We start from the raw sequence: 14,156 nt of genomic DNA, 5'->3' as shown, positions 1-14,156 counted from the left end.
AACCGTGAAGAGTCAAAAGGTGTGAAACATGAGCAACAATGAATTCCATCAGCGTCGTCTTTCTGCCACCCCGCGCGGGGTTGGCGTGATGTGTAACTTCTTCGCCCAGTCGGCTGAAAACGCCACGCTGAAGGATGTTGAAGGCAACGAATACATCGATTTCGCCGCAGGCATTGCGGTGCTGAATACCGGGCATCGCCACCCTGAACTGGTCGCGGCGGTGGAGCAGCAACTGCAACAGTTTACCCACACCGCGTACCAGATTGTGCCGTATGAAAGCTACGTCACCCTGGCGGAGAAAATCAACGCCCTTGCCCCGGTGAGCGGGCAGGCTAAAACCGCGTTCTTCACCACCGGCGCGGAAGCGGTGGAAAATGCGGTGAAAATCGCCCGCGCCCATACCGGACGCCCTGGCGTGATTGCGTTTAGCGGCGGCTTCCACGGTCGCACGTATATGACCATGGCGCTGACCGGAAAAGTCGCGCCGTACAAAATCGGCTTCGGCCCGTTCCCCGGTTCGGTGTATCACGTGCCGTATCCGTCAGAACTGCATGGCATTTCGACGCAAGATTCCCTTGATGCCATCGAACGCTTGTTTAAATCGGACATTGAAGCGAAGCAGGTGGCGGCGATTATTTTCGAACCGGTGCAGGGCGAGGGCGGATTCAACGTGGCGCCAAAAGAGTTGGTTTCTGCGATTCGCTGCCTGTGCGACGAGCACGGCATTGTGATGATTGCCGATGAAGTACAAAGCGGTTTTGCGCGTACAGGTAAGCTGTTTGCGATGGATCATTACGCCGATAAGCCAGACTTAATGACGATGGCGAAAAGCCTCGCGGGTGGCATGCCGCTTTCGGGCGTGGTCGGTAACGCGAATATTATGGACGCGCCCGCGCCGGGCGGGCTTGGCGGCACCTACGCCGGGAACCCGCTGGCGGTGGCTGCCGCGCACGCGGTGCTCAACATTATCGACAAAGAATCACTCTGCGAACGCGCGAATCAACTGGGCCAGCGCCTGACAAACACGCTGATTGAGGCCAAAGAACACGTTCCGGCGATCGCGGCGGTACGCGGTCTGGGGTCGATGATTGCGGCAGAGTTTAACGATCCGCAAACGGGCGAACCGTCAGCGGCGATTGCACAGAAAATCCAGCAACGCGCACTGGCGCAGGGGCTGCTTCTGCTGACCTGTGGCGCATACGGCAACGTGATTCGTTTCCTGTATCCGCTGACCATCCCGGATGCGCAATTCGATGCGGCAATGAAAATTTTGCAGGATGCGCTGAGAGATTAATACGCAGAAGCGAAGGCCAACGCAATAATGCCTGATGCGCTGCGCTTATCAGGCCTACAAATGACGTATTGATTATGTAGGCCGAATAAGGCGTTCACGCCGCATCCGGCGAATCGCATTGCCCAACTCCGCTAAATCTGGTGCTTTTTCAACAACGCGCGGAACTGATGATAGGTTAACCCCAGCAATTCAGCCGCGCGTTTCTGGTTATATTTCCCCTGTTGCAAACTGAGTTGCAGCAACTCTTTTTCCTGCTGCATCTGAAACTCACGTAAATCCAGCGGCAGCGTTGGAAGCGAGGTGGTTTCTGAAACGGCAATGGCTTCTTCAGGTGGACGCCGTTTAAAGGGATCAATAATGATGTCATCAAGCGGATAATCGCTGGTGCCGTGGCGATACACCGAACGTTCCACCACGTTTTTCAATTCACGAATATTTCCCGGCCAGCGATAATTCAGCAATGTTTCTCTGGCGTGCTCGGTAAAACCCGGGAACAGAGGCAGCTTGATTTCCCGACACATCTGGATGGCAAAGTGCTCTGCCATCAACATAATGTCGCTTTCGCGCTCGCGCAGTGGTGGCAGTTGCACTACATCGAAAGCCAGCCGGTCGAGCAGATCAGCGCGAAAAGTACCTTCATTGACCATCGCCGGGAGATCGGCATTCGTCGCGCATACCAACCGTACATTCACCTGTAATGGCTGGCTGCCGCCAACGCGCTCCAGTTCACCGTACTCAATCACGCGCAATAATTTTTCCTGCACCATCATCGGTGCTGTAGCGAGTTCATCAAGAAATAGCGTACCGCCGTCGGCACGTTCAAATCTCCCTGGATGACGTTTTTGCGCACCGGTAAACGCACCCGCTTCGTGACCAAACAGTTCGGAATCCAGCAGATTTTCATTTAACGCCGCGCAGTTAAGGGAAATAAACGGCCCTTGCCAACGAGAGGAGAGATAATGCAGACGGCTGGCGATCAGCTCTTTACCTGTTCCGCGCTCGCCGATGATGAGCACCGGTTTGTCCAGCGGTGCGAGATGCGAAACCTGTTCCAGCACTTCGAGAAAGCTGTTCGCCTCACCGAGTAAATTATCTTTGTATTCTGCCATGATGAAATTCGCCACTTGTTAGTGTAATTCGCTAATTCATCCTGGCATGTTGCTGTTGAATCTTCAATCAGATCTTTATAAATCAAAAAGATAAAAAATTGGCACGCAAATTGTATTAACAGTTCAGCAGGACAATCCTGAACGAAGAAATCAAGAGGACAACATTATGGGTATTTTTTCTCGCTTTGCCGACATCGTGAATGCCAACATCAACGCTCTGTTAGAGAAAGCGGAAGATCCGCAGAAACTGGTGCGTCTGATGATCCAGGAAATGGAAGACACGCTGGTTGAAGTGCGTTCTACTTCGGCACGTGCGCTGGCGGAAAAGAAACAGCTGACTCGCCGTATTGAACAAGCGTCGGCGCGTGAAGTTGAGTGGCAGGAAAAAGCCGAACTGGCACTGCTGAAAGATAGAGAAGACCTGGCGCGTGCGGCGTTAATTGAAAAACAGAAACTGACCGATCTGATTAAGTCCCTGGAACATGAAGTGACGCTGGTGGACGATACGCTGGTGCGTATGAAGAAAGAGATTGGCGAACTGGAAAACAAATTGAGCGAAACTCGTGCTCGCCAGCAGGCATTGATGTTGCGTCATCAGGCCGCAAACTCGTCGCGCGATGTGCGTCGTCAGTTGGACAGTGGCAAACTGGATGAAGCGATGGCCCGTTTCGAATCTTTCGAGCGCCGTATCGACCAGATGGAAGCCGAAGCGGAAAGCCACAGTTTCGGCAAACAAAAATCGCTGGACGATCAGTTTGCCGAACTGAAAGCCGATGATGCAATCAGCGAACAACTGGCACAATTAAAAGCCAAAATGAAGCAAGACAATCAATAATAACATCCAGGCGGCGTCCGAACACGCCGCCGCTCATCCCTTAAGGAGTACTTATGAGCGCGCTATTTCTGGCTATTCCGTTAACCATCTTTGTGCTGTTTGTTTTACCGATTTGGTTATGGCTGCATTACAGCAACCGCTCCAGTCGTGGAGAGCTTTCGCAAAGCGAACAACAGCGATTAGCGCAACTGGCTGATGAAGCAAAACGGATGCGCGAGCGTATTCAGGCACTGGAATCCATTCTTGATGCTGAACATCCGAACTGGAGGGATCGCTAATGGCGGGTATTAATCTCAATAAAAAATTATGGCGTATTCCACAACAGGGCATGGTTCGCGGGGTCTGTGCCGGGATTGCTAACTATTTTGATGTACCGGTAAAACTGGTACGTATTCTGGTGGTGCTATCGATTTTCTTCGGTCTGGCGCTGTTTACCCTGGTTGCTTACATCATTTTGTCATTTGCGCTTGATCCAATGCCTGACAACATGGCGTTTGGTGAACAACAACCTTCCAGCAGCGAATTGCTGGATGACGTCGACCGTGAACTGGCGGCCAGTGAAACGCGTTTACGCGAGATGGAACGTTATGTCACTTCCGATACTTTCACGTTACGTAGCCGTTTCCGTCAACTGTGAGGAAAGTTATGAATACTCGCTGGCAACAGGCCGGGCAAAAGATGAAGCCTGGTTTCAAATTAGCAGGCAAGCTGGTACTTCTTACCGCACTGCGCTATGGCCCGGCGGGTGTGGCTGGTTGGGCGATAAAATCAGTTGCTCGCCGACCGCTGAAAATGTTGCTGGCTGTGGCGCTGGAACCGCTGTTAAGTCGGGCTGCCAATAAACTGGCGCAGCGTTATAAAAGGTGAGGGGAGTTCCGCAAAAATTGTTAGATCTCAGGCGTATAATGGATGGCAATTTTCATCCATAGAAGGATACTTATATGTTTAAAAAAGGCTTACTTGCTCTGACTCTGGTGTTTTCACTGCCTGTTTTCGCCGCTGAACACTGGATCGATGTTCGTGTTCCAGAGCAGTATCAGCAAGAGCACGTTCAGGGGGCCATCAATATTCCCCTGAAGGAAGTGAAAGAGCGCATTGCCACCGCCGTTCCGGATAAAAACGACACCGTGAAAGTGTATTGCAACGCCGGACGCCAGTCCGGGCAGGCAAAAGAGATCCTCAACGAGATGGGATATACCCACGTTGAGAACGTCGGTGGCCTGAAAGACATCGAAATGCCGAAGGTCAAAGGTTAACAAATTATTGCCTGAGCGGTGTAAATAACGCCGCTTATTCATTTGATAAATCAAAATTAACCCACATTATTATCTCCAGTATCTAATCCTTTCTACGGCTTTCTGGCACAGGACAGCAATGAAGCGACTTAAAAATGAACTCAATGCGCTGGTGAATCGGGGGGTCGACAGACACCTGCGACTGGCCGTTACTGGACTTAGCCGCAGTGGCAAAACGGCGTTTATTACCGCGATGGTAAATCAGTTGCTCAATATTCATGCCGGAGCACGTTTGCCGCTATTAAGTGCGGCGCGTGAAGAGCGCCTGCTGGGCGTAAAACGCATTCCCCAGCGTGACTTTGGCATTCCGCGCTTCACCTATGATGAAGGGCTGGCGCAGTTATATGGCGATCCTCCCGCCTGGCCGACGCCAACGCGCGGCGTCAGTGAAATCCGCCTGGCGCTACGTTTTAAATCGAATGATTCACTGCTGCGTCACTTCAAAGACACCTCCACGCTGTATCTGGAGATTGTGGATTATCCCGGCGAATGGCTGCTCGACCTGCCGATGCTGGCGCAGGATTACTTAAGTTGGTCTCGGCAGATGACGGGCTTACTCAATGGTCAGCGCGGCGAATGGTCGGCGAAATGGCGAATGATGTGCGAAGGCCTGGATCCGTTAGCGCCTGCCGACGAAAACCGACTGGCAGACATTGCCGCCGCGTGGACCGATTATCTCCACCACTGTAAACAGCAGGGGCTGCACTTTATTCAGCCAGGGCGCTTTGTTTTGCCTGGCGATATGGCAGGAGCGCCCGCGCTGCAATTCTTCCCATGGCCAGATGTCGATGCCTGGGGCGAGTCCAAACTGGCGCAGGCCGATAAGCATACCAATGCCGGAATGCTGCGCGAGCGGTTTAATTATTACTGTGAGAAGGTGGTGAAAGGGTTCTATAAAAACCACTTTCTGCGCTTTGACCGCCAGATTGTGCTGGTGGATTGCCTGCAACCTCTCAACAGTGGGCCACAGGCATTTAATGATATGCGTCTGGCGCTGACGCAGCTGATGCAAAGTTTCCACTACGGGCAGCGTACCCTGTTCCGGCGTTTGTTTTCGCCGGTTATCGATAAGCTATTGTTTGCTGCCACTAAAGCGGACCATGTGACCATCGATCAGCACGCCAATATGGTTTCATTACTGCAACAACTGATTCAGGATGCCTGGCAAAATGCGGCGTTCGAAGGGATCAGCATGGACTGCCTGGGGCTGGCGTCAGTTCAGGCGACCACCAGCGGCATTATTGATGTTAACGGTGAGAAAATCCCGGCGCTGCGCGGTAATCGACTCAGCGATGGCGCACCGCTCACTGTTTATCCTGGCGAAGTTCCCGCACGTTTGCCCGGTCAGGCGTTCTGGGATAAGCAAGGCTTCCAGTTTGAAGCGTTTCGTCCGCAGGTAATGGATGTCGACAAACCGCTACCGCATATTCGTCTTGATGCTGCGCTGGAATTTTTAATAGGAGATAAATTGCGATGACCGAACCGTTAAAACCACGTATTGATTTCGACGGTCCGCTGGAGGTCGATCAGAGTCCAAAATTCAGGGCGCAGCAGACCTTTGACGAAAATCAGGCGCAAAATTTTGCCCCGGCCACGCTCGACGAAGCGCAGGAAGAAGAGGGGCAAGTTGAAGCGGTAATGGACGCCGCGTTACGACCGAAACGCAGTCTGTGGCGCAAAATGGTGATGGGCGGGCTGGCTCTGTTTGGCGCAAGCGTTGTCGGTCAGGGCGTGCAGTGGACAATGAACGCCTGGCAAACTCAGGACTGGGTAGCGTTGGGTGGATGTGCCGCTGGGGCATTGATTATCGGTGCTGGCGTAGGTTCTGTGGTAACAGAGTGGCGGCGCTTATGGCGCTTGCGCCAGCGTGCGCACGAACGCGACGAAGCGCGCGATTTGTTGCACAGCCACGGCACGGGTAAAGGCCGCGCATTTTGCGAAAAACTGGCGCAGCAGGCGGGAATCGATCAGTCACATCCGGCGCTGCAACGCTGGTATGCCTCAATCCATGAAACGCAGAACGATCGTGAAGTGGTTAGTTTGTATGCTCACCTGGTCCAGCCGGTTTTAGATGCCCAGGCGCGGCGCGAAATCAGTCGTTCGGCGGCGGAATCGACGTTGATGATTGCGGTCAGCCCGCTGGCGCTGGTGGACATGGCGTTTATCGCCTGGCGCAATCTGCGTTTGATTAATCGCATCGCCACGCTGTATGGCATTGAACTGGGGTATTACAGCCGTCTGCGCCTGTTTAAACTGGTCTTGCTGAATATCGCTTTCGCGGGTGCCAGCGAACTGGTGCGTGAAGTGGGGATGGACTGGATGTCGCAGGATCTCGCCGCGCGCTTGTCTACTCGCGCCGCTCAGGGAATAGGTGCCGGGTTACTGACCGCACGACTGGGGATTAAAGCTATGGAACTTTGCCGCCCGCTGCCGTGGATTGACAATGACAAACCACGTTTGGGTGATTTCCGTCGTCAGCTCATCGGTCAGGTAAAAGAGACGTTACAAAAGAGCAAAACGTCCGGCGAAAAATAGTGCACATTCGGGCGCTGATCGGATAGCTTTACGCCGAAGTGCCCGTTTATCCATCGTTGTGTCAATGTTTGTTGACAGAAACCTTCCTGCTACTCGAATAGTGTCATATCATCATATTTATTGTTCTTTTTCATGTGAAGGTTCCCATGCGTCTGGAAGTCTTTTGTGAAGACCGACTCGGTCTGACCCGCGAATTGCTCGACCTACTGGTGCTAAGAGGCATCGATTTACGCGGTATTGAGATTGACCCAATCGGGCGGATTTACCTGAATTTTGCCGAACTGGATTTTGACAGTTTCAGCAGTTTGATGGCGGAAATACGCCGTATTGCGGGCGTTACCGATGTGCGCACTGTGCCGTGGATGCCTTCCGAGCGAGAACATCAGGCGTTGAGCGCATTGCTTGAAGCATTGCCTGAACCCGTGCTTTCTGTCGATATGAAAAGCAAGGTGGACATGGCAAATCCGGCGAGCTGTCAGCTATTCGGGCAAAAACTGGAGCGCTTACGTAATCATACCGCTGCGCAATTGATTAACGGATTTAATTTTTTACGTTGGCTTGAGAGCGACCCGCAGGATTCACATAACGAACATGTAGTGATTAATGGACAAAATTTTCTGATGGAGATAACACCTGTCTATCTTCAGGATGAAAACGACCAGCATGTCCTGACTGGTGCGGTAGTGATGCTGCGCTCAACAATCCGTATGGGCCGTCAGTTGCAAAATGTGGCCGCCCAGGATGTCAGCGCCTTCAGTCAGATTGTCGCCATCAGTCCTAAAATGAAGCATGCGGTAGAGCAGGCGCAAAAGTTGGCAATGTTAAGCGCACCGCTGCTGATCACGGGTGATACCGGCACGGGTAAAGATCTCTTTGCTTACGCTTGTCATCAGGCAAGCCCGCGTGCGAGTAAACCTTATCTGGCGCTGAACTGTGCTTCTATTCCAGAAGATGCTGTTGAGAGCGAACTCTTCGGGCATGCGCCGGAGGGGAAAAAAGGATTCTTTGAACAGGCGAACGGCGGTTCGGTTTTGCTGGATGAGATTGGCGAGATGTCGCCACGAATGCAGGCAAAATTATTGCGTTTTCTCAACGATGGCACTTTCCGTCGAGTAGGGGAAGACCACGAAGTGCATGTGGATGTGCGGGTAATTTGCGCGACGCAGAAGAATCTGGTCGAGCTGGTGCAAAAAGGCGTGTTCCGCGAAGATCTCTATTATCGTCTGAACGTGTTGACGTTAAATCTGCCGCCGCTACGTGACTGTCCGCAGGACATCATGCCGTTAACCGAGCTATTTGTTGCCCGATTTGCTGACGAGCAGGGCGTGCCGCGTCCGAAATTAGCTGCGGATCTAAATACCGTGCTTACGCGTTATGCATGGCCGGGTAACGTGCGGCAGTTGAAAAACGCCATTTACCGCGCACTGACGCAACTGGAAGGTTATGAACTGCGTCCGCAGGATATTTTGCTGCCGGATTATGACGCTGCAACTGTAGCCGTTGGTGAAGATGCAATGGAAGGTTCGCTGGACGAAATCACCAGCCGTTTTGAACGTTCGGTATTAACCCAGCTTTATCGCAATTACCCCAGTACGCGCAAACTGGCAAAACGTTTGGGCGTTTCACACACCGCGATTGCCAACAAATTGCGGGAATATGGATTGAGCCAGAAGAAGAACGAAGAATAAGTGGGATAAATGCCTGATGGCGCAATACCATCAGGCATAATAATTTACGCTTTCAGTACCGAGAGAGCTGCTTCGTAATCCGGCTCGGTGGTGATTTCATTTACCAGCTGGCTGAAAATCACATTATCATTTTCATCAATTACGACAACCGCACGTGCCGCCAGACCTTTCAGTGGACCTTCAGCGATCTCAACGCCGTAAGCTTGCAGGAATTCAGCGTTACGGAAAGTGGAGAGAGTGATAACGTTGTTCAGACCTTCCGCGCCGCAGAAACGAGACTGGGCAAACGGCAGATCGGCGGAAATGCACAGCACAACCGTGTTGTCGATTTCGGTTGCCAGTTGGTTAAACTTACGTACTGATGCGGCGCAAACACCGGTATCAATGCTCGGGAAAATGTTCAGCACTTTGCGTTTACCTGCAAACTGACCGAGGGTGACGTCAGACAGATCTTTTGCCACGAGAGTAAAAGTCTGCGCTTTGCTACCCGCTTGCGGGATGGAATTGGCGACTGTAACCGGGTTGCCCTGGAAATGAACGATTTGTGACATGATTATCTTTCCTGTTTACATATAGTTAACGTCACGCCTAGTTTATGCTAACTGTCAATAACACAGCAATCGCTATTTGCGCTTAATCCGCAGACCACCGCGGCAACAAGGAGTAAAGATGAGAACCGTTAAGGTATTTGAGGAAGCCTGGCCGTTACATACCCCGTTTGTTATTGCGCGGGGAAGCCGCAGTGAAGCGCGCGTGGTGGTGGTTGAACTGGAAGAAGATGGCGTCAAAGGTACGGGCGAATGTACGCCTTATCCGCGCTATGGCGAAAGTGATGCCTCAGTTATGGCGCAAATAATGAGCGTAGTCCCACAACTGGAAAAAGGGCTGACGCGCGCAGAGTTGCAAAAAGTTCTGCCTGCCGGTGCGGCGCGTAATGCGCTGGATTGTGCGCTGTGGGATCTGGCCGCAAGACAACAGCAGCAGACGCTGGCTGTATTTACCGGTATCTCTCTTCCTGAAACGATCACCACTGCGCAGACCGTAGTGATCGGTACGCCGGATCAGATGGCAGGCAGTGCCGCAGCATTATGGCAGGCTGGGGCTAAGCTGCTAAAAGTGAAGTTGGATAATCATCTTATCAGCGAGCGGATGGTGGCGATTCGCGCGGCAGTACCGGATGCGACGTTAATTGTTGATGCTAATGAATCCTGGCGTGCGGAAGGACTGGCGGCGCGATGCCAGCTGCTCGCCGATTTAGGTGTCGCAATGCTGGAGCAACCGCTGCCGGCTCAGGACGATGCGGCGCTGGAGAATTTTATTCATCCATTGCCCATTTGCGCAGATGAAAGTTGTCATACCCGTAGCAACCTGAAGGCGCTGAAAGGGCGCTATGAGATGGTTAATATCAAGCTTGATAAAACCGGCGGCTTGACGGAAGCGTTGGCGCTGGCAACAGAAGCGCGTGCACAAGGTTTCAGCCTGATGTTGGGCTGCATGTTATGCACCTCACGCGCCATTAGCGCAGCATTACCGCTGGCGCCGCAGGTCAGCTTCGCCGATCTCGACGGGCCGACCTGGCTGGCGGTGGATGTGGAACCAGCTCTTCAGTTTACGACCGGCGAATTGCATCTTTAGGATGCCAGCGCAGTAAATTCGCCATCGCAAAAAGATATTTTTCGCTGGCCTCATCGGCGGAGATGGGGGGAAACTCAGCAGTGATACAGTGTAAGTTCAGGTCTGCACACCAACTGCCAAAGGAACCGGGGGTGTCGTAGCCGACGCTGGTTACTAGCGGCAATTCAAACGACTGGGCCAGCCATTCACCTAATTCACTGTGTCTGGGATCTTCAATACATGCCAGAGGATCGTGGAACGAGACGACCCAGGCGGGTTGAATGCGATGAATGAGCTGGCATAACGCCTGGGTTTCAGGTTCGGAGCCAGGTTTGTCACCTGTCAGTAATACGACATCACGTTCTTCAGCGGCGCTGTTCCAGCGATATACCGTTTCTCCTTCCTTCCAGTTGGCGGCGGGAAAGTTTCTGTTTAAATCCACACCATTGGCATTGGCACGTAGACCCAACTGGCAACCGTCGGGATTCACACACAGCACAACATGATGGCGGCGCAGAGACGGTGTTAATGTGCGTAATGCGCAGGAGAGGGCGACGACGGAAGAATTCTCATCGCCGTGGGTACCAGCAAGAATCAAACCACTTTCGCTGCTGGCGGCATGGGCGGGAAACCAGAGCAGCGGCGCGCCCAATAATGAACGTCCGTAATGTTCTGTTCCGGGCGGAAATGCGCCGCGTTCGGCGCGTGGGCGAGTTACGGTCATGATCGTCTCTGGTTCAGGAAGTATTACAGGCAGTGTTGTGCAAATTTTGCGGATTATCAAATCCTTTCGACAACGATATGTTATCGATCTTGTATCACTTTTTTGCCGGAAGTTGTTTGCATTTCTTCAAGGAGAAACAAATAATTACGCATCAATATTAACGTCGGTTTGAGGGTAACTTATGAAGCACTCTGTTTCAGTAACTTGTTGTGCGCTGTTAGTCAGCAGCATTTCTCTTTCGTATGCTGCTGATGTTCCGAGCGGCACAGTACTGGCAGACAAGCAGGAGCTGGTGCGTCATATTAAGGATGAGCCTGCATCATTGGATCCCGCGAAAGCGGTTGGTTTGCCGGAGATTCAGGTGATTCGCGATTTGTTTGAAGGACTCGTGAATCAGAATGAAAAAGGGGAGATTGTCCCCGGCGTCGCCACCCGGTGGAAAAGTAATGACAACCGTATCTGGACCTTTACCCTGCGCGATGATGCTAAATGGGCAGATGGCACACCGGTTACAGCGCAGGATTTTGTCTATAGCTGGCAACGTCTGGTAGACCCGAAAACGTTGTCCCCATTTGCCTGGTTTGCCGCGCTGGCGGGGGTAAACAATGCTCAGGCGATTATTGATGGTAAAGCCACGCCTGACCAACTTGGCGTCACTGCCGTTGATGCCCATACCCTGAAAATCCAGCTTGATAAGCCATTGCCGTGGTTTGTTAATTTGACGGCCAACTTTGCCTTCTTCCCGGTGCAAAAAGCCAACGTTGAAAGCGGTAAAGATTGGACAAAACCAGGGAAACTTATCGGCAACGGCGCATATGTGCTTAAAGAACGCGTAGTGAATGAAAAGCTGGTGGTTGTACCGAATACCCATTATTGGGATAACGCAAAAACGGTACTGCAAAAAGTGACTTTCCTGCCGATTAACCAGGAGTCCGCTGCCACGAAACGTTATCTTGCAGGTGATATTGATATCACTGAGTCCTTCCCGAAAAATATGTATCAAAAGCTGTTGAAGGATATTCCAGGGCAGGTTTATACACCGCCGCAGCTGGGGACTTATTATTATGCCTTCAATACGCAAAAAGGTCCGACGGCAGATCAACGCGTTCGTTTGGCATTAAGTATGACGATTGACCGCCGCCTGATGACGGAAAAAGTATTAGGCACCGGTGAAAAACCAGCATGGCATTTTACGCCAGATGTTACTGCCGGATTTACGCCGGAGCCTTCGCCGTTTGAACAAATGAGTCAGGAAGAACTGAATACGCAGGCAAAAACTTTGTTGAGCGCAGCCGGTTATGGTCCGCAAAAACCGCTGAAGCTGACGCTTTTGTATAACACTTCAGAAAACCATCAGAAAATTGCGATTGCCGTAGCATCGATGTGGAAAAAGAATCTTGGTGTGGACGTCAAATTGCAAAATCAGGAATGGAAAACCTATATCGATAGCCGTAACACCGGTAATTTTGACGTTATCCGCGCATCATGGGTTGGGGACTATAATGAACCGTCTACCTTCCTGACACTGTTAACGTCAACGCACTCGGGAAATATTTCACGTTTTAATAATCCGGCATACGATAAAGTGCTGGCCCAGGCATCGACTGAAAATACCGTGAAAGCGCGCAATGCTGATTACAACGCGGCAGAGAAAATTCTCATAGAACAAGCGCCTATTGCACCGATTTACCAGTATACCAATGGGCGATTAATCAAACCGTGGTTGAAAGGTTATCCCATTAATAACCCGGAAGATGTGGCCTATAGCCGCACAATGTATATTGTGAAGCATTAATATGATGTCATCTGGCGCGTTTATGCGCGCCAGATTTAACAACCCCGATAAAATACCTTCTTTTTTTAAAATCCCCCTATAAAAATCACACCCAAGACAATTATTTGAATTTTTCTGCCAATGTCCAGCATAAATAATAATCAAATATTTTATTTAAAAGGTGTATTACATACTCCCAATATATGCTGTGCTTTACTTTTCTTTACAACGCAAGACGTATTGCGTTCCTTGTGAAAGTTTTCATTCGCAAACAGACACACAGCTAAAATGGGGTGGTAAAATGAAAAAATCCTTAGCTATTCCTTTAGTTATCTCGTTATTACTCCTTCATTATCCTTCTTTAAGTCTGGCCGCAGAATCACTGCCCGATGCCACGTCGTTGGGGCTGGAAAACTTAACGAATGATCTCTCACGACAAGAATTGTTTGTAAAAATACTGGAATCGGATCCATCTCGTGATAAAGAGTTTGATTCCTTTGCGGTAAAAAAATATTTTAAATTTCCGGCTGATGTCGCTTACGATTCGGTATTGAATCAACCACGACCCAGTTCTTTATTTGGTGTGGATATCAGCCATCATAACGGTAAAAACTTCCCGATCGAACTGTTGGCAAAAAATAAGTCTGTGTTCTTGTATATGAAGTCCAGTCAAGGAACGCGTTATGTTGATCCTGAATTCGCCGGTTTTTGGCAGCGGGCTGGGGATACTGAGCGAGGGATAAAACTTCACCGTGGGGCCTACCACTTTCTTTCCAGTGGCACACCGGCAGACGACGCGGAATTGTGGGGACGCAAGCAGGCAATGACGTTTGTTAAAGTTATTAAAGCCAATGGCGGGTTAAGGGCGACAGATATGCCACCGGCGGTGGATGTTGAGTGGGATGTAGATTCATCAACAGGTAAGGACCGCTGGCAGAAGCGTAAACCCACTGAAATAATCACGATGATCAAGGCATTCACCGCGCAGGTAGAAGCCGATTTAGGGCGTAAACCGGTTATCTACACTGCGCGGGCGTGGTGGAAAGATGCCGTCGGCGGAGAAAAAAGTTTTGCCCAGGTTGCAGAACATAATCTGTGGCTGGCTGATTATTCTAATCAGGCACAGGCCAGCGAAACGCCGCGTTCAATTAACCAGACAAAATGGGCAATCTGGCAGTTTACCGATGCTGCGCAGCTTAATTTGGGATCAAGTCAGAAATTCGATGCCAGTATATACAAGGGCCCGACCGCTGAGTTTTATTCCACTCTGGGTGTGCAGGAGTTTTAA

The 14,156-nt window shown here is 51.1% G+C and carries 15 protein-coding genes; 12 read left to right on the top strand and 3 right to left on the bottom strand.

What is annotated here, in order from left to right; genetic code table 11:
• The first annotated feature begins 28 nt into the window (after positions 1-28).
• The gene (puuE, locus tag D9741_RS10295) at positions 29-1,294 is read left to right on the top strand and encodes a 4-aminobutyrate transaminase (RefSeq protein ID WP_130216084.1); all 1,266 of its coding nucleotides are present in this window, start codon (positions 29-31) and stop codon (positions 1,292-1,294) included.
• Between the two features lie 131 nt (positions 1,295-1,425).
• On the opposite strand, the gene pspF is transcribed toward puuE, so the two are convergent.
• Positions 1,426-2,403: a phage shock protein operon transcriptional activator gene (gene pspF, locus D9741_RS10290; RefSeq protein ID WP_023154543.1), complete on the bottom strand. Its 978-nt coding sequence runs from the start codon at positions 2,401-2,403 to the stop codon at positions 1,426-1,428.
• 166 nt (positions 2,404-2,569) lie between these two features.
• Here pspF and pspA point away from each other — a divergent pair, with 166 nt between their 5' ends.
• The 8 genes from pspA to tyrR all read left to right on the top strand — a co-directional run bounded on the left by pspA (position 2,570) and on the right by tyrR (position 8,756).
• Positions 2,570-3,238, top strand: coding sequence for a phage shock protein PspA (gene pspA / locus D9741_RS10285; protein ID WP_000511019.1), 669 nt, complete (start codon positions 2,570-2,572; stop codon positions 3,236-3,238).
• Positions 3,239-3,291: 53 nt separating this feature from the next.
• The gene (gene pspB / locus D9741_RS10280; protein WP_001274965.1) at positions 3,292-3,516 is read left to right on the top strand and encodes an envelope stress response membrane protein PspB; all 225 of its coding nucleotides are present in this window, start codon (positions 3,292-3,294) and stop codon (positions 3,514-3,516) included.
• Entirely contained in the window at positions 3,516-3,875 is a 360-nt protein-coding gene (gene pspC, locus D9741_RS10275) for an envelope stress response membrane protein PspC (RefSeq protein WP_130216086.1), read from the top strand. The genes pspB and pspC overlap by 1 nt, the downstream gene beginning before the upstream one ends.
• An 8-nt stretch (positions 3,876-3,883) precedes the next feature.
• Positions 3,884-4,105 (top strand): phage shock protein PspD, encoded by a 222-nt coding sequence (pspD, locus tag D9741_RS10270; RefSeq protein WP_096839698.1) that lies wholly within the window; start codon positions 3,884-3,886, stop codon positions 4,103-4,105.
• Between the two features lie 74 nt (positions 4,106-4,179).
• Positions 4,180-4,494, top strand: a complete 315-nt coding sequence (gene pspE / locus D9741_RS10265; RefSeq protein ID WP_064527288.1) for a thiosulfate sulfurtransferase PspE — start codon at positions 4,180-4,182, stop codon at positions 4,492-4,494.
• 118 nt (positions 4,495-4,612) lie between these two features.
• Positions 4,613-6,010, top strand: a complete 1,398-nt coding sequence (locus tag D9741_RS10260) for a YcjX family protein (protein WP_130216088.1) — start codon at positions 4,613-4,615, stop codon at positions 6,008-6,010.
• Complete coding sequence (locus tag D9741_RS10255; RefSeq protein WP_130216090.1) at positions 6,007-7,068, top strand: YcjF family protein; 1,062 nt, start codon at positions 6,007-6,009, stop codon at positions 7,066-7,068. Before D9741_RS10260 ends, D9741_RS10255 begins: the two co-directional genes overlap by 4 nt.
• 146 nt (positions 7,069-7,214) lie before the next feature.
• A complete protein-coding gene (gene tyrR / locus D9741_RS10250) occupies positions 7,215-8,756 on the top strand; it encodes a transcriptional regulator TyrR (protein ID WP_130216092.1) in 1,542 nt (513 codons plus the stop codon).
• Positions 8,757-8,800: 44 nt separating this feature from the next.
• On the opposite strand, the gene tpx is transcribed toward tyrR, so the two are convergent.
• A complete protein-coding gene (gene tpx / locus D9741_RS10245) occupies positions 8,801-9,307 on the bottom strand; it encodes a thiol peroxidase (RefSeq protein WP_130216094.1) in 507 nt (168 codons plus the stop codon).
• 118 nt (positions 9,308-9,425) lie between these two features.
• Here tpx and ycjG point away from each other — a divergent pair, with 118 nt between their 5' ends.
• The gene (ycjG, locus tag D9741_RS10240) at positions 9,426-10,391 is read left to right on the top strand and encodes an L-Ala-D/L-Glu epimerase (RefSeq protein ID WP_130216096.1); all 966 of its coding nucleotides are present in this window, start codon (positions 9,426-9,428) and stop codon (positions 10,389-10,391) included.
• Here the strand turns inward: ycjG and mpaA are convergent.
• Positions 10,366-11,094, bottom strand: a complete 729-nt coding sequence (gene mpaA / locus D9741_RS10235; RefSeq protein ID WP_130216098.1) for a murein tripeptide amidase MpaA — start codon at positions 11,092-11,094, stop codon at positions 10,366-10,368. The genes ycjG and mpaA overlap by 26 nt on opposite strands.
• A 181-nt stretch (positions 11,095-11,275) precedes the next feature.
• Between mpaA and mppA the strand changes: the two genes are divergently transcribed.
• Together mppA and D9741_RS10225 are read left to right on the top strand one after the other, a co-directional pair.
• Positions 11,276-12,889, top strand: a complete 1,614-nt coding sequence (gene mppA, locus D9741_RS10230) for a murein tripeptide ABC transporter substrate-binding protein MppA (protein WP_130216100.1) — start codon at positions 11,276-11,278, stop codon at positions 12,887-12,889.
• A gap of 280 nt (positions 12,890-13,169) precedes the next feature.
• A complete protein-coding gene (locus D9741_RS10225; RefSeq protein ID WP_130216102.1) occupies positions 13,170-14,156 on the top strand; it encodes a GH25 family lysozyme in 987 nt (328 codons plus the stop codon).

The organism is Escherichia sp. E14V7 (assembly GCF_004212225.1).
In the GTDB taxonomy this organism is placed as follows: domain Bacteria; phylum Pseudomonadota; class Gammaproteobacteria; order Enterobacterales; family Enterobacteriaceae; genus Escherichia.
Note: the sequence above shows the minus strand (reverse complement) of the source record. Positions and strands in the feature narration are given on the sequence as shown.